17 protein-coding genes, 2 tRNA genes and 1 pseudogene are annotated in these 22,555 nt (G+C 54.4%); 10 read left to right on the plus strand and 10 right to left on the minus strand.

The features are described 5' to 3' along the window. The first annotated feature begins 19 nt into the window (after positions 1-19). The 5 genes from NK55_RS00225 to NK55_RS00245 all read left to right on the plus strand — a co-directional run bounded on the left by NK55_RS00225 (position 20) and on the right by NK55_RS00245 (position 3,873). Positions 20-235, plus strand: coding sequence for a helix-turn-helix domain-containing protein (locus NK55_RS00225; RefSeq protein WP_024123859.1), 216 nt, complete (start codon positions 20-22; stop codon positions 233-235). A gap of 146 nt (positions 236-381) precedes the next feature. Then, positions 382-1,422 (plus strand): GGDEF domain-containing protein, encoded by a 1,041-nt coding sequence (locus NK55_RS12210; RefSeq protein WP_024123860.1) that lies wholly within the window; start codon positions 382-384, stop codon positions 1,420-1,422. Between the two features lie 31 nt (positions 1,423-1,453). Beyond that, positions 1,454-1,651, plus strand: a complete 198-nt coding sequence (locus NK55_RS00235; RefSeq protein ID WP_024123861.1) for a hypothetical protein — start codon at positions 1,454-1,456, stop codon at positions 1,649-1,651. 15 nt (positions 1,652-1,666) lie between these two features. Continuing rightward, the gene (gene argH / locus NK55_RS00240; protein WP_024123862.1) at positions 1,667-3,058 is read left to right on the plus strand and encodes an argininosuccinate lyase; all 1,392 of its coding nucleotides are present in this window, start codon (positions 1,667-1,669) and stop codon (positions 3,056-3,058) included. Positions 3,059-3,156: 98 nt separating this feature from the next. Beyond that, entirely contained in the window at positions 3,157-3,873 is a 717-nt protein-coding gene (locus NK55_RS00245; protein ID WP_024123863.1) for a heme oxygenase (biliverdin-producing), read from the plus strand. 12 nt (positions 3,874-3,885) lie between these two features. Here the strand turns inward: NK55_RS00245 and NK55_RS00250 are convergent, their stop codons facing one another. Further along, positions 3,886-5,208 carry a TldD/PmbA family protein gene (locus tag NK55_RS00250; RefSeq protein ID WP_024123864.1) on the minus strand — a complete coding sequence of 441 codons (1,323 nt, stop codon included), beginning with the start codon at positions 5,206-5,208 and terminating at the stop codon, positions 3,886-3,888. Between the two features lie 515 nt (positions 5,209-5,723). Here NK55_RS00250 and NK55_RS00255 point away from each other — a divergent pair. After that, the gene (locus NK55_RS00255) at positions 5,724-6,596 is read left to right on the plus strand and encodes an SDR family oxidoreductase (protein ID WP_024123865.1); all 873 of its coding nucleotides are present in this window, start codon (positions 5,724-5,726) and stop codon (positions 6,594-6,596) included. Here NK55_RS00255 and NK55_RS00260 read toward each other — a convergent pair. After that, on the minus strand, positions 6,593-7,465 hold the full coding sequence (locus tag NK55_RS00260) for a peptidoglycan recognition family protein (RefSeq protein ID WP_024123866.1): 873 nt from the start codon (positions 7,463-7,465) through the stop codon (positions 6,593-6,595). The two genes, NK55_RS00255 and NK55_RS00260, sit on opposite strands and share 4 nt — an antisense overlap. A gap of 69 nt (positions 7,466-7,534) precedes the next feature. Here NK55_RS00260 and aroF point away from each other — a divergent pair, with 69 nt between their 5' ends. Next, complete coding sequence (aroF, locus tag NK55_RS00265) at positions 7,535-8,566, plus strand: 3-deoxy-7-phosphoheptulonate synthase (protein WP_024123867.1); 1,032 nt, start codon at positions 7,535-7,537, stop codon at positions 8,564-8,566. A gap of 19 nt (positions 8,567-8,585) precedes the next feature. Beyond that, positions 8,586-9,074 carry a GNAT family N-acetyltransferase gene (locus NK55_RS00270; protein WP_024123868.1) on the plus strand — a complete coding sequence of 163 codons (489 nt, stop codon included), beginning with the start codon at positions 8,586-8,588 and terminating at the stop codon, positions 9,072-9,074. Here the strand turns inward: NK55_RS00270 and NK55_RS00275 are convergent. Beyond that, a complete protein-coding gene (locus NK55_RS00275) occupies positions 9,055-9,381 on the minus strand; it encodes a hypothetical protein (RefSeq protein ID WP_024123869.1) in 327 nt (108 codons plus the stop codon). The genes NK55_RS00270 and NK55_RS00275 overlap by 20 nt on opposite strands. A 3-nt stretch (positions 9,382-9,384) precedes the next feature. Beyond that, on the minus strand, positions 9,385-9,933 hold the full coding sequence (locus tag NK55_RS00280) for a thioredoxin family protein (protein WP_024123870.1): 549 nt from the start codon (positions 9,931-9,933) through the stop codon (positions 9,385-9,387). Positions 9,934-10,131: 198 nt separating this feature from the next. Between NK55_RS00280 and NK55_RS00285 the strand changes: the two genes are divergently transcribed. Beyond that, positions 10,132-10,204: transfer RNA gene (locus tag NK55_RS00285), tRNA-Val, on the plus strand. Positions 10,205-10,351: 147 nt separating this feature from the next. Here the strand turns inward: NK55_RS00285 and NK55_RS00290 are convergent. From NK55_RS00290 to NK55_RS00300, 3 genes are all read right to left on the minus strand, one after another. Then, the gene (locus tag NK55_RS00290) at positions 10,352-11,095 is read right to left on the minus strand and encodes a TIGR03943 family putative permease subunit (protein ID WP_225871762.1); all 744 of its coding nucleotides are present in this window, start codon (positions 11,093-11,095) and stop codon (positions 10,352-10,354) included. A 78-nt stretch (positions 11,096-11,173) separates the two neighbouring features. After that, positions 11,174-11,626 carry a diheme cytochrome c gene (locus NK55_RS00295; protein ID WP_225871763.1) on the minus strand — a complete coding sequence of 151 codons (453 nt, stop codon included), beginning with the start codon at positions 11,624-11,626 and terminating at the stop codon, positions 11,174-11,176. A gap of 49 nt (positions 11,627-11,675) precedes the next feature. Continuing rightward, complete coding sequence (locus tag NK55_RS00300) at positions 11,676-12,050, minus strand: DUF4346 domain-containing protein (protein WP_024123873.1); 375 nt, start codon at positions 12,048-12,050, stop codon at positions 11,676-11,678. 132 nt (positions 12,051-12,182) lie between these two features. Here NK55_RS00300 and NK55_RS00305 point away from each other — a divergent pair. After that, positions 12,183-12,255 (plus strand) — tRNA-Met (locus tag NK55_RS00305). A 19-nt stretch (positions 12,256-12,274) separates the two neighbouring features. Here the strand turns inward: NK55_RS00305 and NK55_RS00310 are convergent. The 3 genes and pseudogenes from NK55_RS00310 to NK55_RS00320 form a co-directional block, all read right to left on the minus strand. Further along, positions 12,275-14,943: pseudogene (locus NK55_RS00310) on the minus strand (DEAD/DEAH box helicase). Next, complete coding sequence (locus NK55_RS14125; RefSeq protein ID WP_024123874.1) at positions 14,940-19,157, minus strand: response regulator; 4,218 nt, start codon at positions 19,155-19,157, stop codon at positions 14,940-14,942. The pseudogene NK55_RS00310 and the gene NK55_RS14125 overlap by 4 nt, the downstream one beginning before the upstream one ends. Positions 19,158-19,175: 18 nt before the next feature. Beyond that, entirely contained in the window at positions 19,176-22,349 is a 3,174-nt protein-coding gene (locus tag NK55_RS00320) for a methyl-accepting chemotaxis protein (protein ID WP_024123875.1), read from the minus strand. Positions 22,350-22,555 lie beyond the last annotated feature (206 nt).

The raw sequence follows: 22,555 nt of genomic DNA on the forward strand, positions 1-22,555 counted from the left end.
AGAAGTTTATAACAGCATTATGCATCCCGAGGACATCAAGGCAGAACTGCGGAAGCGGGGTTGGAATGGTGCCAAAATTGGCAAAAAGCTAGGGGTTTCGCGCCACTGTGTATCGGCAGTGATTCATGGCCGCTCGCGCTCGGCAATGGTTGAAAAGGAAATAGCAACGATTCTTAACAAGCCCCTTTACGTTGTTTTTCCCGATTACTACAGTTACCAACCGCCTTCGGATTAGATTTTTTCTGTCTAATCGCCTATCCTTAGGATAGCCGAACAATTAGAAAAACTGTAATCTAGCAAACAATCTGTAATACTTAGTGTGTTCCTGAAATATTTTTTATCATCACAAACCTTACTTTGATATGGGCTTAAACAAAACAAATGACGGACACACTTGCTGAGTATATTCGCCTTTTTCCGGAGCCGATCGCGATCGTCAACGGTAGCGGTGAAATTCTAGCGATCAACGATGGTGCTTCACTTTTTTGGCAGCGGCATACCCAAGAATTAATTGGTGAATCCCTCGCACTGCTGCTCCAGCAATCGCAGGAGCAGGTACAGGGATGGTTAAAGCTGTGCCAAGGGAATGCCCAGATGTTGGCTGCCCATTTTCCGGTTCCCCAGCCTGAAGGAAATCACTGGGTCCTTGAAGGCGTTGGTGTCAATCTGCATGATGAACCCGTTATTTTGACACGGATTGTGCCTAGCTTTTCCCACAATCAGCAGTTACTCGCTCGCCAGTTGCAGCAACTACAGAGGGAATTGGCTCGGCAAATCGCCCTTGTGAAGGAATTGCAGCAATGCCAACAAGCCCTAGAGCAGGAAAAACAGCACCTCCAGAGCCTTGCGGAACAGGATGCCTTGACAGGGTTAGGCAATCGTCGCTTTTTTGACGCGGCACTGAATCGTCTCTGGCAACAGACTCAAGCCGAAGGTCAGGCTTTGACGGTGGCACTGATTGATATTGATGACTTCAAAGCCTATAACGACTGCTGTGGTCATTTGGCGGGCGATCGCGTCCTACAACAGGTGGCTCAAACCCTTAAGGCCCATTTGCGCTCCAACGATGTCATTGCCCGTTATGGGGGTGAGGAGTTTGCCCTTGTACTCCCCTATGTTTCCGCTGGCGCGGCTCTACAAATCCTTGAACGGATGCTCCATCACGTGCGGGAACTGAAAATCCCCCAAGCAGACACGGCGCACCATCGCTACATAACAGTCAGTGCTGGGCTATGCTTTGTCCCTGCCGGGGAAAGTCAGAGCACCTTAACTGAGATGCTTGCCATTGCTGATACTGCGCTTTATCAGGCCAAAAAACAGGGGCGCGATCGCGCTATTCTTCTTGAATGGTCGCAAGAGGCTGTCCCTAGGCCTCGGTGTTGGGATACCAGTTGGCGATCGCCCCCACCTCCGCTAGGATAAACCTCAGTGAAGTTGTCGCTAGTGCTCAGCTATGAATCCTGCACCCAACTACTTTATTGCCAGCCAAATGCGGATCGAGCCACAAATTATCGTGGCACAAAAATTCAAAGACACGTTGGGGGAAGACTTTTCTAAGGCGTGGGCAAACTTTGTCGATTCGGGCCAACTGTGGGCACTGATTATTGGTCTGGCCATTGGTTGGATCTTTGGTAAGCTCCTAAACTTTTAGCTCTGCGAACTGCCTGTGACTGCCCAACCCCAGCCCTGGAGCCAACGCTTTGAACAAGCCCTCCATCCAGCGATCGCTCGCTTTAATGCCAGTATTGGTTTTGACATTCGCCTCATTGAATACGATCTGACCGGCTCCCAAGCCCATGCGCGCATGCTGGCAAAAACGGGGATTATTTCCCCTGAGGAAGCAGAAACGCTGCTCCAAGGCCTAGAGCAAATTCGCCAAGAATACCGAGCCGGCCAGTTTACCCCCGGCATTGAAGCCGAGGATGTTCACTTTGCCGTCGAACGCCGCCTCACAGAATTGGTTGGGGAGGTGGGTAAGAAACTGCACACGGCGCGCTCGCGCAACGATCAGGTGGGCACCGATATTCGCCTCTATTTGCGCTCAGAAATTGACCACATTCTTCAACAACTGCGGCAGTGGCAGCGCACCCTGCTAGATTTAGCAGAATCCCATGTGGAAACCCTCATCCCTGGTTACACCCACCTGCAACGGGCACAACCGCTGAGCTTGGCTCACCATCTGCTGGCCTATGTGGAAATGGCGCAGCGGGACATTGAGCGACTGCGGCAAATTCGGGAGCGGGTAAATGTCTCTCCCTTGGGGGCTGGGGCACTGGCGGGCACAACGTTCCCCATCGATCGCCACTACACAGCGGAATTATTGGGCTTTCGGGAACCCTATCGCAATAGCCTCGATGCCGTCAGCGATCGCGATTTTGCCATTGAATTTCTCTGTGCCGCTAGCCTGATCATGGTGCACCTATCGCGGCTCGCGGAGGAGATTATTCTCTGGGCCTCTGAGGAGTTTGCCTTTGTGCGGCTCACCGATAGCTGTGCCACCGGTTCTAGTATCATGCCCCAAAAGAAAAATCCCGATGTACCAGAATTGGTGCGGGGGAAAAGCGGCCGCGTCTTTGGCCATTTGCAAGCCCTCTTGGTGATGATGAAGGGACTACCCTTGGCCTACAACAAGGATTTGCAAGAAGATAAAGAAGCCCTTTTCGATGCCGTTGATACGGTGCGTGCCTGCCTAGGGGCGATGACAATCCTGATGGCCGAGGGGCTGGTGTTCCAAACCCAACGCTTGGCGGCGGCGGTGGAGAGTGATTTTGCCAATGCCACGGATGTGGCCGACTACTTGGCCAGCAAAGGGGTGCCCTTCCGCGAGGCCTATAACTTGGTGGGGCAAGTGGTGAAAACCTGTGTTGCTCAGAAGAAGCTCCTCAAAGACCTCACCCTTGAGGAATGGCAAGCCCTGCACCCCGCCTTTGGGGCGGATATTTACCAACGGATCGCCCCCCGCCAAGTGGTGGCTGCCCGCAATAGCTATGGCGGGACGGGGTTTGATCAGGTGCGCCAAGCCCTCGCGGCGGCCCGCGATCGCCTTAATGATTTTTAATGAAAAAGGGTGTCATTTGCCCTTAGTCTGAAAAATAGACTGTGGTGACGGTCGTTTTTAGAAACAAAACATTGCAAATCTTTAAGAAGGATCTCGTGATGACGACGTCTCTAGCGACGAAATTGCGCGAAGGCACCAAAAAAGCCCATACCATGGCCGAGAACGTTGGCTTTGTGCGCTGCTTCCTCAAAGGCACCGTAGAAAAAAGCTCCTACCGCAAGCTCGTTGCCAGCCTCTATCACGTTTACAGCGCCATGGAACAGGAGATGGAGCGGCTCAAAGATCATCCCATTGTTGGCAAAATTTACTTTCCGGAGCTGAACCGCAAAAGTAGCCTTGAGCGAGATCTCACCTATTACTTTGGCTCCAATTGGCGCGAGGAAATTACCCCCTCGCCAGCCACGCAGGCCTATGTTGCCCGCATCCATGAAGTGGCCAATACTGCTCCGGAACTTTTGGTGGCCCACTCCTACACCCGCTACCTAGGGGATCTTTCGGGCGGCCAAATCCTCAAAGGGATTGCTGAGCGGGCGATGAATTTGCAAGATGGCGAAGGTACAGCGTTTTATCGGTTCGAGTCCATTAGTGACGAAAAGGCCTTTAAGCAACTCTATCGCCAACGCCTCGATGAACTGCCGGTGGATGAGGCCACTGCAGACCAGATTGTGGATGAGGCCAATGCCGCCTTTGGCATGAACATGAAGCTCTTCCAGGAACTGGAGGGCAACCTGATCAAGGCCATTGGGCAGTTGCTCTTTAATACGCTGACTCGTCGCAAACAGCGCGGCAGCACTGAACTGGCCACCGCCGAGTAACTTAGGAGTAACCTAGAGCGTAAACTGAAAGGCTTTGACGAGCATCCCCGGCACCGTAATGCCCCCAAGGGAGCGGCGTTCGTAGGTATCGGTGTTGGCGATCCAAAGGGGGGTGTCCGTCAAGGCTTCTAGGTTATTGCCCCAAAAGTCATACAGACTGTCATCAAACCGCAGATCGCTAATCGGGGCAACGATTTTGCCCTGCTCTACCCAAAAACAGGCGTAGCGGGTCATGCCTGTTATTCGTCCATTGGGGCGATCGCTCCAGTTCAGGTAGTGCAAATTGCCGACGTACAGCCCTGTATCGAGGGCAGCAAGCGCATCCACCGCTGGCAGGGTACCGGCCAGCACTAGGGGCGATCGCAGGCTTTCTTGGCGGTTGGCACCATTGGCCACCAGGTTGTATTCCTGAGCCGTGCGCCGACTAATAAGCAGCGTTTGCAATTGGCCGCGCTCAATTAAAGACAGGTAGGGCGGAGCGATATCGCCATCGCTATTGAAGCGGGGCACTGTGCCGCTGGTAAAGTCCTCCTGCAAATTGAAAAGGGGGGATAGAGTAACCCCTTCCCGTAACTTGGCGAGGGCACTGCCCCCTTGACGATAGGCGGCCTCACTGACGGCTCCCCAGGAGAGCATCCCCACGAGTTCAGCGACAGCAGCGGGGGCAAAGTAGGTGCGATAGCGTCCTGGCGGCAGCTGGCGCGGCGGCTGTGCCAACTGGGCTAACTGCTGGCGATCGCTGGCAATTTGGGCTTCGTAGGTGGCAGTGTCCCAATGGGTACTGGCATAGCTATTTTTGACTGCCTTGCCCGTGTCTGTAAAGAGGGAATAATCCAAGCAAAAGGTTTCCGTGGCAAACCAGTGCTCCTGGCCTGCGGAGTTAAAGCTACCGCGAGCGATGGTGCCGCCACTATAAATGCCGACAAAATCAAGGTCTTGCACGGGTTTGAGGAGGGTTTCTACAACCGAGTCAGGATCAGGCAAGCGGCCAAGGTAGGTGTCTTGAATAGAGCCCGTATCCGTTGGTGGCACTAGGTAGGGATCCACAGGGAGCTGAACCGTTTCTGAGCGCAATTGCGCCAAATACTCTAGGGCAGCCGCCAGATCTGCCGTCCCCGTATAGGGAAAGGAAGTGCTCGCCGTCCGTTGCTGGACTTGCAACCGCAGTGTCACCACCGTATCTTCTACGGTGCCAATTTGACGAACCCGCGCCCGATTGAAGCGAATAAACTGGCTGGATTCACTTGCAATTTTAACGAAAAGCACCTCTGTTGGTTTCAGGGCAGCAAACAACTGATGGCTAAGGTGCTGAGCAGCAGAAAAGTCAAGTGTCATGCGGCACAGAGTTCTGATGAAGATTCTCAAGGGTATTCCTTAAGTTAACCCATTCTCGACCTGTTCTCTATGGCCACTGATCAGATTTCCTCAAAAAATGTTATTTGGTATTATTTGGCGTATGTTTGGAGTACTGCTGCGGGGTAGTTGTACGACTGCCGGACAAAACCCCACTAAAAGTTAAGGTAGCGATTTTGTGATTTTTAGGGGAGATTATCAAAAAGATTATCAAAACAGGCGTACTTTATCCCTATGTGGTAAAGGCTCTTACTATTTATTACTATTTAATTATTACTATTTAAGTGTGTATCAACATCGTGTTTGATCAGTACTTCGCCAACCGCAAAGTAACTAGCTGCCACTTTCATGCATATAAAAAGCAAGCAGTCGGCTCACAATAACTTAGCTACAAAAGATAATGACCATAAAATTTATTACTTCATAAATTCAAGAGTCTTGCATTGTGGCTCCCCCTAGGGCACGCTGAGACAAGAATCCTTTAATGGTTGCGCTTCATGTACTTGGTTACGGGTGCCACAGGACAACTAGGTTTGCGGGTGGTGCGCCGCTGTATCGCGTTGGGGCTACCTGTACGGGCGTTTGTGCGCCTAACGAGCCAATACGATCTTCTCAAGGAATGGGGTGCTGAGATTTTCATTGGTGATCTGCAACAGCCTCGCGATATTCAGGCTGCCATGGGGGGAGTGGAGGCGGTCATTTGCTGCCATGGTAGTCAGTTACTCAGCCGTGCCATTCAAGCGATTGATTACCGTGCCACCTTGGATGTGATTCAGGTGGCTCAGGAACAGGGGGTGCGCTATCTAGCGCTGATTTCTCCTCTGGCGGTGACGGGCGATCGCCAGCAGTCCCCCTTTCTCAAGGCCAAGTACGAAGTCGAGCAGGTGCTCATCAGCAGTGGTCTCAACTACGGCATTTTTCGCTGTCCCACCCTGATGTCGAGTTTGCTTCCCCTTGCGGCGCGCTTTCAGCAGACGGGGGTTTACATTGTCCTTGGGGAGCCGCAGCATCGGCTGCAACTGCTCAGTCCCGACGATTTAGCCCGCTGTATTCTCATTGCCAGCCAAGCCCGTCAGCCAGCGATTTTTAGCATGGCGCATCCAGAGGTTTTAACCCGCCAAGAGATTGCTGATCGCCTTGGTCGCTTTTTCAATAAACGCCCCTTTGTCATGACACTGCCCCTGAGTGTCATTGATGGTGCTCGCCAGTTGCTTGGCGTCATGAGTCGTGATTTGGAAGCCAGTCTTGGGACGCTGCGGACGCTGTTGGCCTATGAAAGTCTTTGCCCTGCCAGTGAAATTGAGCGTGCCCAAACCTATTTTCAACTCTCCTTTGAGTCCCTAGAGACATTCTTGGATCGCTACTTTTAGCGAGGGGGATCTCCACAGGGGCGATCGCGATAGAGCTGCCAATAGCGCTTAAATTTAACCCAATCAAAGCTACGCGGATCGATACGTTCCCCGGAGCGATCGACCGCCGCATGGGTTGTTACCCGTTGGCGATCAATTCCTGTTTGCGCCACTAGCCACGCCAAGGTGCGGTATTGGGCATCGGTGTAACCAGTATGGCTAGAGCCATTGTGGCGCCCCTGGGGCGGTGTTTCTAGGGAAAAGTGGAGGGCAAAATTATTCACCGAAGGGGCAAGGCGGGGGTTTGTCTGCGCCGCTTCCTTGCCAAAGGCGGAATTGCCGGCACCATAGGCTCGCTTCGACCAAGGCACTAAGTGCAGCAGCCAACCGTTGAGGGTAATCAATTCATGGTAGCTGGCCTGTTCTTCATCGCGGGGATGCGGTGTTTGGAAAAAGTTGAGGGCTGATCCGGCAGAGGCCACCGTTTCATGTAAAACAATCAGGGGTTGATGATCCAACACTTGAGGCCGAAAATCGGTACGGTAGCGATCGCCAAAATTAGTGGGGTCGGCGGGCACACTGTACCAAGGGGGGGCAGCTGCACACTGTTGATGAACTTGGCGCACTTGAGCAAAGAGGCGATCGTAGGCAGCGCCGTCACTGCGCTGGAGAGGCAGCAGCGGATTCTCAGGGGAGGACTCTGGCAAGGGGGGCAACGATTCCGCTGGCGTATCAAATTCTGGATCATTAATAGATACGGCTTGGCTGAGATCAAGGGGCAGATCCCCCTTGGGAATAGAGCCAATCATGGCGCTCCAAAGGGAGAGCACAACCACGGTGGCGATCGCTAGGGAAATCAGAAACCGCAGGCCTTGGGAACGACGCAACATAGGCAGAATCGAACCAATTTGGCAAAATACAATCAAACCCTAAGCCAAAAATTTAGGATCAGCAAGCTGATGATTATTGTTCTAAGAAGTGGCACCCCCAGTGAAGAAATTGAGCGGGTCAGCAGTGAAATGCAAAGTTGGGGATTGACCCCTGAAAAAATTGTTGGCAAGCATAAAGTGGTGATTGGCCTGGTCGGAGAAACGGCAGAACTCGATCCGCTGCGCATTCAAGAAATTAGCCCTTGGATTGAACACGTTTTGCGGGTCGAGCAACCCTTCAAGCGAGCCAGCCGCGAGTATCGCCACGGCGAACCCAGTGAAGTGGTGGTATCAACGCCCAATGGAGAGGTTATCTTCGGCGAAGGCCATGATGTGGTGGTTGTGGCGGGGCCTTGCTCGGTTGAGAATGAGGCCATGATCATTGAAACGGCGCAGCGGGTGAAAGCAGCGGGGGCCAAATTCCTGCGCGGCGGCGCCTACAAACCCCGTACCTCCCCCTATGCCTTCCAGGGGCATGGCGAAAGTGCCCTTGAGCTGCTGGCGGCAGCAAAAGCAGCAACCGGTTTGGGCATCATTACCGAAGTGATGGACGCAGCGGATTTAGACAAAATTGCCGAAGTGGCCGATGTGCTGCAAATTGGTGCCCGCAATATGCAAAATTTTTCTCTCTTGAAGCGGGTGGGTGCCCAACCTAAACCCATCCTCCTGAAACGGGGCATGTCCGCCACTATTGAGGAATGGTTAATGGCTGCGGAGTACATTCTGGCGGCAGGAAATCCCAATGTCATTCTCTGTGAACGGGGCATTCGTACCTTTGACCGCGAATATACCCGCAATACCTTGGATTTAGGGGCGATTCCCGTACTGCGCAAGCTTACCCATCTACCGATTATGATTGACCCCAGTCATGGCACTGGCTGGGCAGAATTTGTGCCCGCAATGGCCAAAGCCGCTGTGGCCGCAGGCGCTGATGCCCTGATGATTGAGGTACACCCAAATCCAGCCAAGGCGCTTTCCGATGGTGCCCAATCCCTTACTCCGGATCAGTTTGACGAGTTGATGCAGGCGCTCCAACGTCCCCTTGTCAGTTTGAGCCGCTAGAAAAGGCAGGAAACAGCCAATGACCGATATGCTGGTCAGGCTCTACGATCTGGTGGTGGATTGGCCCGCCGTGCTGGCGCATCAACAGCAGGGGATTCACTATCGGCAGCCCTTGGGATCAGAAGTGGATTGGATTGTCCAGTGGGTGGGCGATCGCTTGAGTGCCGGTTGGCGGAGTGAAGTGGCGATCGCCTTCAGCCAACGCCCCCCACGGGGACTGATTGCTGTTCAAGAGGGTGAACTACTCGGCTTTGCCTGCTATGATGCTGCCGCCCTAGGACTGTTTGGCCCCATGGCGGTGGCAGAACCGCACCGAGGACGGGGAATTGGTCGCCTTCTCTTGCAGTTAACCTTGGCTCAAATGCGCAGTGCAGGCTATGGCTATGCCGTCATTGGTTGGGTCTCCGCAGAGGCGTTTTATGCAAAGACCGTTGGCGCAATGCCCATTCCCGATTCTCGCCCCGGGCTCTGGCAAACTGCCCTAAGGATCAGCCCATCAGGCTCTTAACAAGGAGGCCAAGAATAAACCCCAAACCGGCAAAGCGCACAAATTGCCAAAAGTTTTCTTGAGCCAGAATCTCTTGCCAACGTTCCTGGGCCGCCTCTCCTAGATGAAAAAGCAGGGTGAGGCCAAACTCCGCCTCTAGTTGCCGCAGTTCCTGTTGCAGGCGATCGCGCTGTTGATCTAAGGCCGCCTGGTTAGGTTCTTTCAAGCGGGCTTGGGTGGCTTTGATCTGCTCATACTCGCGGTAAAGCTGGTTGATCCGCGCCTGGGTCTCTTCATAGACTTGGCGCACCTCATCTTGGGGTTCCACCGTCTAGCCCCCATGACTACGGGGATCATCACTGCGTTGACGGGCGAGGGGACCTGGGAGTTGCGACATTTCACCCGTCAGTTGACCATAGGGCAAGGGGAGGTTATTGCTGAGGGCTTCAAGATTTTTGGCCATCACTTCCTTGGGTTGGAGGCCGATCGCCACCGCTTGGGGTTCCAGTTGCCGATTCAGAAAGACAAAGTGGGGAATCCCATCCACATTAAATTGCTCAATTTCCGGTAGCCACTTGGGGTTGTCCACATTCAGCATGACAAAGTTCACGCGATCGCGATATTGCCCCTTTAATTCCCCTAAATCCTTGGCCATCGAACGACAGGTGCTGCACCAGTTGGCATAAAACTCCAAAAGTGTGGGCTTGCCATTGACTTGAGCCTCCTCCCAAGGGGTAGCGTGTTTGGCTTGCTCGGCAAGGGTGAGGGGTTGATTGCTACTGCGTAAACCAGCCAATAGGGCAAAACTAATGAGAATGGCGACAACAGCAATCACAAAATTCCGTAGCCGTTGATCACTGGCTGCCGTTGCTGCTCCCATAGGGCATTCCTTGTATATCTCAACAGGTTGATCCTAGCGGATTTTCTTTACAGGAGATGACTCGTATTGACCTACAGTGCTTTTCCCGGAGATGGTCCAGGCTTGCTTCAAACTCCTGTAGAACAGGCTAGGCCCCCTTTGGGGACCGAGATTTTAGAAATGGGCTATACCTTTGCTATGATAAATACTCTGGAACTTGGGCGGTTAACTCAGTTGGTAGAGTATCTCGTTTACACCGAGGCTGTCGGGGGTTCGAGTCCCTCACCGCCCATGAAGGCTTCCCTAGGATTCTTCGCTCTCCTTGAGCTGAGTGATCTGAGAGTCATCGGAGATTATCCTTGCTGGCGTAGCCATCTGGCTTTATCCAAGCTGTCTTTGGTTACAACAGGGAATGTGAATCAGGTGAAAAAGCATTGCCTCAGTACATAAAGGGATTTTCAGGTTCAGGAATCGGCGTGATCGTCTCAGCAACGAGTACCAATTGGCGGCGGTTGTTGAGGGTTTCTGTGGTCATCCGACCTTCAACCCGAAACCACTGATCTTGGGGATAGGCTTGGCGCGATCGCCCCAATTTCACTGGCAGGCCCACCGGATAAGCATCCGCTGCACAACAGGTAATCACAAAGCGGCTGAGGGTGAGATAGGTCTGTGGCAGTTGGGGACTATGGACAGCAAATCCCTCAATGCGAGCCGGTAGCCCGCTATAGGCGTCGGGTTCGGGATAGACGTCAAGGGTGCGAATCCAGTCAATGAGTGTGCGCTCCTGCGGCCGTTGATTCAGGCGAAAAGCCACTGGACGATTGCGTGTCACTGTCAAGCCATCCTCGAGACCGCGATGAATGGCCGTCGCACTATTGAAAGGACGGGGCGTAATCACCAAGCCCGCCACTGCCGCGAAAATGAGGATAGTGAGCGTCCAACGGGCCGGTAAGAGGGCAGCATGTTGCCCAGGTGTTACTCGCCCCCGCCACAACCGCCACCCTTGCCAACCACTCACAGCAACTAAAAGAAAACCACTGGCGATCGCCAGTCCAAAGTAGTTGGGGTGAATCAGTAACCCCAGTTGCTCCTGCAACCCATATTGGAGAAACAAAATTCCCCAGAGGAGGAGGGCCACAACCGTCCACCACTCCTGCTGTAGCCAGCGACTGCGCATCATCATCCGTTGAAGAGGCAAAGAAGAGTGATTGGAGGAGCTAGAACCCATGGGGCGCTGGAGAATTCGCCATCCCTAAACATTCTAGGGGGAATCCAGCCACTGCGGACTGAGCTCACGAAAGTTAAAGAGGGTGGCCTTGGGATGACACTGGGCACAACCATCGAGGGTGACTGGCTGCGGCACTGCAACACGGGGATGGAGGATGCGAAAGAAGGGCGATCGCCCAACGCGAAAGGGGATTTGGGCATCCTCAGGAAGCGGTCGAGAATAGGTGCGCAAATAGTTCCACAGCGGCACTAACTCTGGGCGGGGCATGGGTTCGAGGGTCGCGCCGTAGTGATTGGTATCTTGAATCAGCACCTGCCATGCTTGAGTGGGCAGTGTTTCCGGGGGCACCGCCAGATGGCAACTGCCACAGCGCTGCAGATAAATTTGCGCTCCCAACTGGGCATTTAAGGGCAAAACATCGACAGTGCCGCTCCCGTCTGGGGTGGCGATCGCTGATAGGGCAGTACCTACTAGGGCACAGAGCATCAAAAGGACTGCCCCTACCCTCCAGCGCCAGTGTTGTCTAATCTGTTGCCTAATCTTGGATATACTCAAGTCCTTCATCCAAACAAAACTGTGCCCGCATCAATTCACGACCGAGATAGGCCGCATGGTCAAACATCGTCACCAGTTGGCGATCTTTTTCAAAGAGTTCAATACATAACTCCTTAGCTGTGCGACCGCTCAGTACCAGATCGGGTTCCCGCGTGACTTTCCCTTTGGTGGGAATGGGTTTCCCGGTGTCGGGATCCACTGCTAAGCCTTTCTCATTGATGTCGTTGGGATAGTGTTTCATCCAGATCAGGTCTTGCTCAGGGTCAATGTAGATAATGAAATACCCTGCTGGATCGAGATGAATAAATCGCTGTGATAGCTTGTTGTCAAGAGCTGTGCGTTCTGCTTTGCTCAACGCCTATCCTTCCCCTAAATGGCTCTATTCTTTATCTATTCTTTATTGTAGAGTGAACTCCCCTGGAATTTGCTCGCCTGAGCCTTGAGTTTTGAGATATTCGCGTTATAATGAAGATTACGCAAAAATTTCGGCTCAGTAGCTCAGTGGTTAGAGCAGGGGACTCATAAGCCCAAGGTCGCAGGTTCGAATCCCGCCTGAGCCACTCCTTATAATGACTCAAACTATACGGTTGCCGCCTCTAGCTCCACCCCTTCCAGTAGGTCATTGACCGGGAAGCGATCGAGGAGATAGCGTGCCTGCTCGGCACTTTGGCGCAGTTGGGGACTGGTGTGAGGTGCATGGGGAATTTGGGAAAGAAAATCGAGGGTGCGCCGCAGCAATCGCACAATATCGCCGGCATCAAGATTCGTTTGAGCGCACAATTCATTCCACGGTGTACCCAAGGCCCACTGCTCCACCAAGCCAATGAGATCCCACTCGTACCAGAGGGGAAAAATAATGTGATAGCGGCGCTGCACCTGAAAGAGCCGCCGGCGAATCGGACTCAGGGCGGCCAGGCGTTCTTCCACTTCACTGGGAATGGGGTAGTTGCACCAACTGTCGGAGCGGGGTGTTTCAGTCACTAGAGCCGCGATCGCTGCCGCCAAGAGGTGGGGGGGCAAGTCATCCAGTTCGCCAGAGGCCAAGGCCAAGGCCAACCAAAGTTCGTTCTCTCCCCGCAGGGCAGCGGCCATTTCCCCAAGGGGAGTGGGGGTCAGATCATTGAGGCCACCAAAGTCTTGCAGTGCAGCAATGAGGGCAAGAAATTGCTCCCAGTGGCGTTGGGACTGTTGATGGAGCTTCTGCTGGCGATCGCGCAGCTCCGCTTGTAGCCGTTCTTCGCGACGAACTAAGCGCAGCAGCGAATGGACATTTTGCGGCAGACTTCCTTGCAGTTGGCTGAGTTTGGCCTCTAGGTCGGCAATTTGAGCAGCTTGGGCAGCCACCTCCGGCGCAGCTAAGACGGGTGGGAGATCAGGGAGGGAACCCAGGTAGTGATCTGCCCCATGGCAGGGATAACTTTCCCCTAGGCGCAGTTTCATCGCCTCTGGGAGGGGGGGAGACGATCACAGGGGGGGCGATCGGGATAGACCCCCAAAATGTCATCAATGCCAACTACCCGCAAACGACCATCGGCAGCAAGGCACAACCAGTGGGGCAACTGGCCTGAACCGGCAACGGGTTGACAGAGGACGGCGGCTAAGGGGCGCTGCTCCCGTAGGGGGGATTTGATATGGAGCCACGTTCCCGGTGGCACTGCCATCATCAAAGGGAGAAGTGCTTGGGCGCGTTCCTGCTCCGCCTGCTGTTCGAGGATTTTCAGGAGGCGTTGATCCTGCCGTAGCCGTTCCCGCAGCTTTTGATACTGCGCTAGTTGCTGGCGATCAATGCCTGCAAGGCGTTGTTGCACGGTTTGCAGTTCCGTTTCCAGTTGGGCGATCGCCTGCCGCTGCGGTGTCAGTTGCAATGTGGCCAAATATTGCCCAAAACTGCGCTCCACCAGTTCCCGCGCTTCTTCAAGGGTGTGGCGTTGGAGCAGGTTCAAGACCATGCCATAGCTGGGGGTAAATTGGCTCATCAGGGGATCGGGAGCGGCGGTGGCCAAAAATGCTGCTTCATGGGCACCCTCAAAGGGGGTTTGCAAGGTAACCACATGACCCACCGTATCCATGCCCCGGCGGCCGGCTCGTCCTGCCATTTGGAGGAACTCCGAGGCTGTCAAGAGCCGATGACCACTGTCAGTGCGCTTTGAGAGGGTAGAAATAACAGTGGTGCGCGCCGGCATATTGATCCCTGCCGCCAGCGTTTCTGTGGCAAAGACGATTTTGATCAGGCCTTCCTGAAAGAGTGTTTCCACAAGGGTTTTCACCACGGGGAGCACCCCGGCATGGTGAGCGGCAATCCCTTGGTAGAGGGGGACAATCATTTCCGGGGCAACAATGTCCTGATGCTGGACCCAAAAGGTCTCGACCCGTTCCGCCAGTGCCTGCTGTTCTGCCTTGGTGAGCAGATTCATGCCCAGGACCTCTTGAACCGCTTGGTCACAGCCACGGCGACTAAAGATAAAGTAAATCGCCGGTAGCATGTCCCGCTGCTGCAGTTGACTAACCACGTAGCGAATGCTCAAGAAGTCCCCCTTGCCGCCGCGGCGCCGCGGTTCGCTCTGGCCGTGGAGCTTCGGGTTGAGGCGTTTACGTTGTCCATCCAAAAGGGGAAAGAGTCCCTTGCCATTGCAAAAGTAAAAGTGCAGTGGAATTGGTCGCCAGTCGGAGTAGATGAGTTCGGCATCCCCATGGACAGATTGAATCCAGTCGGTGAGTTGTTCGCCGTTGGCAATCGTGGCGGAGAGAGCCACCAGTTGAATTTCTTTGGGACAGTAGATGATGGATTCTTCCCAGACGGTGCCCCGCTGGCGATCGTTCATGTAATGGCATTCATCCAGGACCACCACTTCAACGCCCGCAAGGGAGGTGCCCACTTCGCCAATGGGGGTGCCATAGAGCATATTGCGGAAAATTTCCGTCGTCATCACCAGAATCGGGGCATCACGGTTGATTGAGATATCCCCGGTTAAGAGGCCCACCTGCTCTGCGCCAAACTGCTGCTGAAAGTCACGCCACTTCTGGTTTGAGAGTGCCTTAAGGGGGGTGGTGTAAAACACCCGTTGCTGCCGCGTCAGGGCACGGTGAATCGCATACTCACCAATGAGGGTTTTGCCTGACCCAGTAGGGGCGCAAACCACCACAGAGCGACCTGCATCGAGGGCAGCGATTGCCGCCGCCTGAAAGGCATCCAGGTCAAAGGGGAGTTGGGCAAGGAAGTCTGCTAGGGTGGGCGATCGCTCACTCATGAGGTAGGTGTCGGCTCCTGCTGCACAAGAACTTCACCCCTGAGGAGCCGCGCCGCTGCATCCAGTAATTGCTCCTCCAGGTAGGGCTTCGTAAAGTAGCCCCGTGCCCCTAGTTGCGCGGCCATCTTGCGGTGGCGATCGGCACCCCGGGAGGTGAGCATGGCGATCGGCAGATGGTTGAGTTTAGGATCCTTTTGAATTCGGGAGAGCAACTCCAAACCATCCATGCGGGGCATCTCAATGTCACAAAACACTAAGTCACAGGGCAAGCCAGAGCGCAGTTTTTCCCACGCATCTTGACCATCCCGTGCCTGCTCGACGCGGTAGCCTGCCCGCGTAAAGGTCATTGAGAGCAACTCCCGCACCGTAATTGAGTCGTCGATGATCAGCACTAGGGGCTCGGAGGCTTCCTCTGGCTCGGTGACCTCCATGGTGTGGCCAAACCCACGCCACTCGCGATCCATGCGTCCTAGGGACAGATCAATGATTTCCAGCACGTCAGCGATCGCCATCGCGCGGCCATCCCCTTGGACAGTGACCCCAGCAACCCCCACCGGCTTCGGCACCGGCCCCGACAACTGCTTGATCACGATTTCCTGTTCACCAATGACCTGATCCACCTCCATGGCCACGAGATCGTCGCCACTGCGCAGCACGACAATCGAGACCATGCCATCATCTTGGGTGCTACCGCCATAGACACTGCTACGGCTGATGGGGCGGCTGTACTTCAGCAAATCCCCGAGTTTACGCACCGGCAGCTGGCGATCGCGCCACGGGAGAACGCGCTGACCATCCTCTAGGGTTTGGATGCGCTCTTGGGGAATATCCAGCATATCTTCCACGCCGTCAAGGGGGAAGGCAATGCGGCAGTGGTTATCAATGCAACAGAGGGCTTTGGTAATGCTCAGGGTCAGGGGTAGGCGGATGGTAAATGTGGTGCCTTTGCCTACCGTGGAGTCAATGTTAATCGTGCCGCGAATGTCCTCCAGATTTTTGCGCACCACATCCATGCCCACCCCCCGACCGGCAAGGGCATCCGCTTGATCTTTGGTGCTAAATCCCGATTGGAAGAGGAAGGCATAGACCTCTTGGCGGGAAAGGTTGGGGGCATCGGCCTCCTTCAGGAGACCCTTCTCGATCGCTTTGCGTTTTACCCGTTCTGGGTCAATCCCTGCCCCATCGTCACTGATGGAGATAATCGCTTGACTCCCTTGATAAAATGCCCGTACGCGAATTAGGCCTTTTTCGGGTTTGCCTAATCGTCGCCGCTCTTCGGGCATTTCAATACCATGATAGACAGCGTTATTGATCAGGTGGGTCATCGGGTCAAAGAGTTTTTCAAGGATGCCCTTGTCAATCAGGGTATCTTCTCCCTCAATCTTGAGTTCTACTTGTTTGCCGATGGTACTGGCAACGCGGCGCACCGCTCCCGGTAAGCGGGAAGACATTTCACGGAAGGGGACCATTCGGGAGCGGCTCAAGCCCTCTTGGACTTGGGTCGTGACTTGACGAAACTGCCGGGCCACCTGCTCCACTTCATCAATTACGTACTGGATGTCATCCGCTGCCTCCCGGACCCGCACAATCCGCTCAATCACCTCCTGCGAGAGGGTGTGGAAGCCGGTAAAGCGATCCATTTCCAAGGCATCAAACTCGACACCCGTGGCGTGGGTGCTCTGTTCTTCTTGGCCATTGGCTGCCCGTGCTGTTGTCACACCTAACAGTGAACTCTCTAGGAGCGATCGCTCGTAGAGGTCCTGCATTTGTTGGCTCACTTCCCCCAGTTGTTGCACCTGATAGAGCAGGTTATCGAGAAACTGCCGCAGGCGTTCTTGGGTGTCCTCGAGGCTATTGCGGTTGACCACCAACTCCCCAACGAGGTTACTCAGGGTATCGAGGTGGCGCACCGGCACCCGCATGGTTTGTTCCACTAAGGAGCCACCTTTTGCCCCTGCTGCGGTTCGCCGAGGGGTGGCCGCCTTTTCACTCCTCCCTGCGGGTTGGGGAATTAATTTCTCTAAATCGGCAAAACTATCATCAGCGGTGGGAGGTGCTGCTGTTGCCGGCGGTGGCGTGGGTGCTCCAGGGGTAGCTTGCCCCAAGAGCTGCTCTAGATCTTCAAAGGCGGATGTCGGTGGTGCTGCCGTCTCTAAAAGCTGATCCAGTTCGTGGAACGGGGCAGCCTCGGGTGGGGTTGTATGGGTTGTACTTTGCTCAATCAACCCCTCCAATTCCTCTAGGATGCTTTCGGGGGTGGCAGGTACGGTGGCGTCATTCACCACTGCTTTGGGCTCAGCAATGCTCGCAGCCTCAGCAGAGGGTACAGACTCCTGCAACAGGGATTCTAGCTCGGCGATGCCCTCAGTCTCGGCAGAGGGTACAACCTCCTCCACCAGTGCTGCGGGTTCAGTCATATTTGCCGCTGGGACGTCAGGCATCCTTGGCTCGGCGATCGCTGGCCCCTCCAAGGCGGAGGGCGTTTCCGCCCAAGGATCGTCAACGCTTGGCGGGGTAATCAATTCTGAAAGGGCTTCCTCCGCCCCATTATCCACGACCAAGTTTTCTAGGACATCATTGAGACCTGGTACCTCTTCGAGGAACTCAGCCACATCCTCAGCAACATCACTCAGGGCAGGGATTTCAGAATCCTCTTCTAGGGGAAGCAGATCGGGAACCTCGGGGGTTTCCACCTCACCCAAAAAATCTTCTAGGGAAGCAACTGCCTCATCAAAAGCTGCCATCCCTGAGGGGGCTTCCTCGGTAAATTCCGCAAGGAATGCACTCAGATCGAGTTCGGAGGGCTCTGCGGCTGCCCTCTCCTCAGCAGGACTCTCAAGTGTTAGGGACCCCTCAATACCTTCAGCTATGCTTTCGGCGATCGCCGGCGGCGTGAGATCATCAAGGGATGCCTCCACCACTTCTGCAGAGAGCCGCTCATCAGAAAGTTCCTGAATGTCATCGAGGATGGCCTCAAGGCTGGATTCTGCCTCAGGCAACTCCTCAGTCGTAGTCATGTTCAAAAAGTCGGAAATCTCCTCATCAAAGGCCGCTTCATCGACCGGTCCTAAACTGGCCAAATTCTCCTCAAGGGTGTCCTCCAGCCAGTCCGTCGGCAGCGCTGTTGGATCACTAAAAATGTCACTCAATTCTTGGAAATCAGTGCTACTTTCCTCTCCAAAAACAGTGACACCATGGCCGCCACTCATTGGCTCGGAAATCTCAACTTCTTCAGGGGCAGCCACCTCTAGAGGAGCATCTAGAGGAGCAACCTCAGAGGCCATTTCAAGGGGTGCCGATGGTTCCTCAAGGGTCACGGGGGCTGATGCCAAGACCGCAGGCTCTGGCTCTTCAGGAACAACAGCCGAAGTCTCCTCAATCACAGGGGGTTGAAGCGCCACTAAACTGTCACTGGGACGAATCGCACTGCCTTGACCATTGAGCACCAAGTCGCGAGCTGCCATAATCTCTTTGATCACCACTGGCGCCAAAGCCGTGAGGGGCTGAGCCGTGTTACTTACCGCCTGTTGGGCGATCGCCAGCAATTCAACCCACTGGGGCAGGGCAAAGGTTTCCCCCAATTGACCCAAATTAGAACAGGCCGCCGCCAATTCTTGCCGCACCTGGGGCGAATCGGTCTGCTTAAAGAGTTGCAACATTGCCCGCAGGCGATCGGGTACCTCCGTTTGAAAGACTAAGCGGTAGCTGGAATCAGCAACGGGTTGTACCGCTGGCTGAATGGGTTCGGCCGCGGGGGCAGAAGAAGCAGTCACAGGCGGCGGCGCCTCTACTCCTTGGGTCAGGTGGCTCAAGTGAGCTTGCAGTTGATTAAAGACTGGCTCCACCCGGTTCAGGGTTGCCGTTGCTGTCTCCTCCGTCAAACCAAAGGGGCCTTGCAATTCATCGAGGAGTTCCCGCAGGGCATCAAAGGCTTGCAAAAACAGGTTCTCTAGGGTTTCATCCACGGTGACGGGATGCTCCCGCAGGATTTTAAAGTAGTCCTCCAGCTTGTGGGCGGTGTGCTGAATACTGTGGAGTCCGAGCATGGCCGCTCCCCCTTTGACGGAGTGGGCCGCCCGAAACATTTCACTCATCGCCTCAGGGTCATTGACCACCTGCTGGAGATTCATCAAACTATCCTCAATGGTGGTCAGGTGTTCCTGCGCTTCCTCAATGAAGTAGCCAAGAATGCGCTTTTGTTGATCGCTTTGCATAGCCCCCTCCCGGATTGCTTAGGCTTGATCTTCAGTATTTTCAACGCGGAACCGTTCCACCGATGCCTGCAAGTTGCGTGCCACACTCACTAGACCTTGCAATGAGTCGGACACCCGCTGTGCCTCCTGAGAAGTGGCCTGCGCTGTCAGCTCAATGGATTGCATCACCTGAGCCATCGCTCGTGCCGATTCGGTTTGTTCCACCGTAGCGTTGGTAATCGAGCGCACTAGGGTATCAATTTGCGACGAAACTTGGATGATGTCCTCAAGGGCGTGCTTGGCTTGCTCTGCCCGCTTCGTCCCCTCAATCACCTGCTGCGTCCCTTCTTCCATAGCGGTCATCACCGCACCAGTTTCGCTTTGAATTTGCAAGACAATCTGCTCAATTTCCTTCGAAGCTTTGGCTGCTCGGTCGGCCAGTTGCCGCACCTCATCGGCCACCACCGCAAACCCCCGACCTGCTTCCCCGGCCCGTGCGGCCTCAATACTGGCGTTTAGGGCCAACAGGTTTGTGCGGTTGGCGATCGAGGAGATCACACCCACAATCTTGGCGATCTCTTGGGAAGATTCCGCTAGGCGCTTCACCTTGCGGGTGGTCTCCGCTACCGTTTCCCGAATCTGCAAAATACCCGCCACCGTGCGTTCCACCGCCTCACCACCACGAAGGGCTGTTTCTGAGGCATTGCGGGCCACCTCATTGGCTTCTTGGGCACTTTCGGCCACCCGCTGAATCGCATTGGTCATCATCTGTACCGAGTTTAGGGTGACGGCTAGCTCCTCCGCTTGCCGCAGGGCATCTGCTGAGAGACTACGGGCAAAGGTTTCGTTTTCTGCGGCACCACGACTCACCTGCTGGGCAGCAATTTTGACCTGTTGCACAATCGTCCGCAGGTTGTGAATTGTCAGGTTAAAGGAGTCGGCCACTGCTCCGAGTACGTCCGCCGTCACTTCCGCTTGTACGGTCAGGTCCCCGCGGGCAGCACCCTCCACATCATCGAGGAGTCGGATCACTTGGCGCTGCAAATCATCCCGCTGCCGCTCGATTTCCTCAGCTTTTCTCTGAGCATCAGCGGTAATTTGCTGGATTGTGTCGGTCATCTGGTTAAAGCTTTGGGCGAGAAGTCCTAGCTCGTCATCACTGCCCACTGGCATTCGGGCTGTCATGTCACCGGCAATCACGGCGTTACACTGAGCCTGCAAATCTGTACAGAAGTGTTTGATGCGACTGACACTGCGCCGTCCTAAGCCATAGGCTGCTCCACCGGCAATCAGACCGGTAGCAGCAGTACTGATCAAAGGAACAGGCAGCGGTGTGCGAAAACCCACACTGACAGCCCCAGCGGCTAAGCCCGAAAGAACACCGGTTAACAGCGCTGAGGTAATGGTTTGTTGCTCTAAGGAGCCTGTGGGTGCGGCCGGGGTGGACGTTGCTGGGCTCTCAACCGCAGGTGAAGCCGTAGGCGGTGAAGCAGCGACACTGGCAACCGACGCTTGCTCAGTAAAGGCTGAGGGATGTTGTTTTTCTTTGGCGGCAGGCGCTTCGGTACGGCTGGCTGTGCTTTGGCTGAGATCGAGGCTAAAATCAGCCAACTCCTCAAGACTTTGCTGGCTGAGATCAAATTCATCCGGTAGAACCGCAAAGGTCTCCGTACCAGCATCGGTCATCACTGTGGCCTCTGAGCCAACGGCACCCATGCCATGGACTTGGGGATTGGCAATGGTCATTTCATCATCAAAACTGCCAAAGGAAAGATCTTCTAGATCAAAGTTGGCAATGGATTCAACGGGTTCAGCACCACCAGAGCTAACTTCCCCTTCAGCGATCGCCGGTGCTGCCGACCCCCTCCTGTCTTCGGCAATGGCTTCACGTGCCGGAAACTCAGAGATGGCGATCGTCTGTGCATCCTCAAAGGTGGCGGGGTCAAGGGCCTCAGGAGACAGGGGTTCTGCCACGCTATCTGGAGCTTCAAAAGCTTCAAGGGAAGCTGGGAAGTCACTAAAGAGATCGTCTTCTTCCTCGGCAGCCTCAGAAGAACTTAATTCCGGCTGCGGCAGCAACTCAATGGCCTCTGCTTTTTCATCTTTTTCATTAGTTAACAAATCACTGATACCAGCAGCAGAGGTAGAGACCTCAGGAACATTCGTCTGAATAGATTCCGTCAGATTTGGCAAGAGGTTCTCTTCAGAAATGCTGGCTGCTGGGGCTTCCTCAATATCACCAAAGAGACTTTCTGTCGAGATATTTACTACCGGAGATTCCTCCACATCCGGAAAAAGGTTCTCTTGAGAAACATTGGCTGCTCCCGATTCTGTCAGCCCCCTAAAGAGGCCCTCGTCAGATGCGGCCACTTCAGCGGCAAAGGGATTATCAAATGTTTCTGGGGAGGGCGGGGTCATTTCTTGAAAAGGATCCGCAGTACTTGCTGCCGCCTCCCTATCAAAAATAGGACTAGGGCTGGGCGGTTCAGAGGGGGTCAAGGGAGAACTTCCCATGAGCATCGTGATATCATCATCCCCAATGGCTTCAACGCCTAGAGGTGGCATGGATTCACCAATGGGAATTTCTGGAATGTCTGCGACTTGCTCTTCTAAAGGATGAGCGGAAAAGCTAAAGGGATTCTGAACCGCTGCATCTTCGTCGAAGGGATTAAAGGTACCCTGTTCTAAATGGGCGTCAAACTCTTCCTCAATGCCAGCAATCTCTAGATCGTCAAAGGGGTTGCTCGTCCCTAAATCGCTGCCAAAGTCATCAAAGTGTTCAAGACTCAATTCTTCTGCTGGGGGGTTCGCGGCTTGGGGTTCCCCAATGGCTGGGGTGGTTTGCAAAATGGTATTCTCCCCCTGAAGTTGGGTATAATCTCCTTGCGCAGTGGTGTGGTATTCTTCGCCCCTGTTCTTGGCAGGTTCAGCAGTAGGAACGAGATCCTTAATCTTGGCGAGGCTCTCGTTGGCCAGATTGATTAATTCTGGATCAGTTGTGGTATTGAGAACCACCTGGTAATGCTCTTGAGCCTCCCTGTAGCGTTGTTGGCAGCAGTAAATGTGCCCCCGCAGCAGCCGTAGGTTTGGATCGCCCGGTCGGTTGCCCACCAATTGGTCAGTGATTTTGGCTGCTTCTTCGTAGTTGCCTTGCACATAAGCGGCAACCGCTTTTTGATATTCTTGGGTGTGTTGGGTGCTGCTGGATGCCATGGGCTTACTCCCAGAATGGACGATCAGAAGAGGACGATCAAAGACGATCAAAAGAGGTAGATAATTCTCAGAACGAAATCAAGGAAGCTTTAATTACAAAGTATGCGCCAATCCCTGGGAAAGATATCATGGGTGTGTTAATTTTCCTAAAGTGACTGGTCTCGATGAGTTCCATGGTGATGCTTGAGCGCGAGTCTCCATTGAGA

Source organism: Thermosynechococcus sp. NK55a, from assembly GCF_000505665.1.
In the GTDB taxonomy this organism is placed as follows: Bacteria; Cyanobacteriota; Cyanobacteriia; order Thermosynechococcales; family Thermosynechococcaceae; genus Thermosynechococcus.

Bases quoted from the DNA above. Each gene is read 5' to 3' on its own strand.
- NK55_RS00225 (WP_024123859.1), top strand. From the start codon at position 20: ATGCATCCCGAGGACATCAAGGCAGAACTGCGGAAGCGGGGTTGGAAT.
- NK55_RS12210 (WP_024123860.1), top strand. From the start codon at position 382: ATGACGGACACACTTGCTGAGTATATTCGCCTTTTTCCGGAGCCGATC.
- NK55_RS00235 (WP_024123861.1), top strand. From the start codon at position 1,454: ATGAATCCTGCACCCAACTACTTTATTGCCAGCCAAATGCGGATCGAG.
- NK55_RS00245 (WP_024123863.1), top strand. From the start codon at position 3,157: ATGACGACGTCTCTAGCGACGAAATTGCGCGAAGGCACCAAAAAAGCC.
- NK55_RS00250 (WP_024123864.1), bottom strand. From the start codon at position 5,208: ATGACACTTGACTTTTCTGCTGCTCAGCACCTTAGCCATCAGTTGTTT.
- NK55_RS00255 (WP_024123865.1), top strand. From the start codon at position 5,724: ATGTACTTGGTTACGGGTGCCACAGGACAACTAGGTTTGCGGGTGGTG.
- NK55_RS00260 (WP_024123866.1), bottom strand. From the start codon at position 7,465: ATGTTGCGTCGTTCCCAAGGCCTGCGGTTTCTGATTTCCCTAGCGATC.
- aroF (WP_024123867.1), top strand. From the start codon at position 7,535: ATGATTATTGTTCTAAGAAGTGGCACCCCCAGTGAAGAAATTGAGCGG.
- NK55_RS00270 (WP_024123868.1), top strand. From the start codon at position 8,586: ATGACCGATATGCTGGTCAGGCTCTACGATCTGGTGGTGGATTGGCCC.
- NK55_RS00280 (WP_024123870.1), bottom strand. From the start codon at position 9,933: ATGGGAGCAGCAACGGCAGCCAGTGATCAACGGCTACGGAATTTTGTG.
- NK55_RS00290 (WP_225871762.1), bottom strand. From the start codon at position 11,095: ATGATGATGCGCAGTCGCTGGCTACAGCAGGAGTGGTGGACGGTTGTG.
- NK55_RS00295 (WP_225871763.1), bottom strand. From the start codon at position 11,626: ATGCTCTGTGCCCTAGTAGGTACTGCCCTATCAGCGATCGCCACCCCA.
- NK55_RS14125 (WP_024123874.1), bottom strand. From the start codon at position 19,157: ATGCAAAGCGATCAACAAAAGCGCATTCTTGGCTACTTCATTGAGGAA.
- NK55_RS00320 (WP_024123875.1), bottom strand. From the start codon at position 22,349: ATGGCATCCAGCAGCACCCAACACACCCAAGAATATCAAAAAGCGGTT.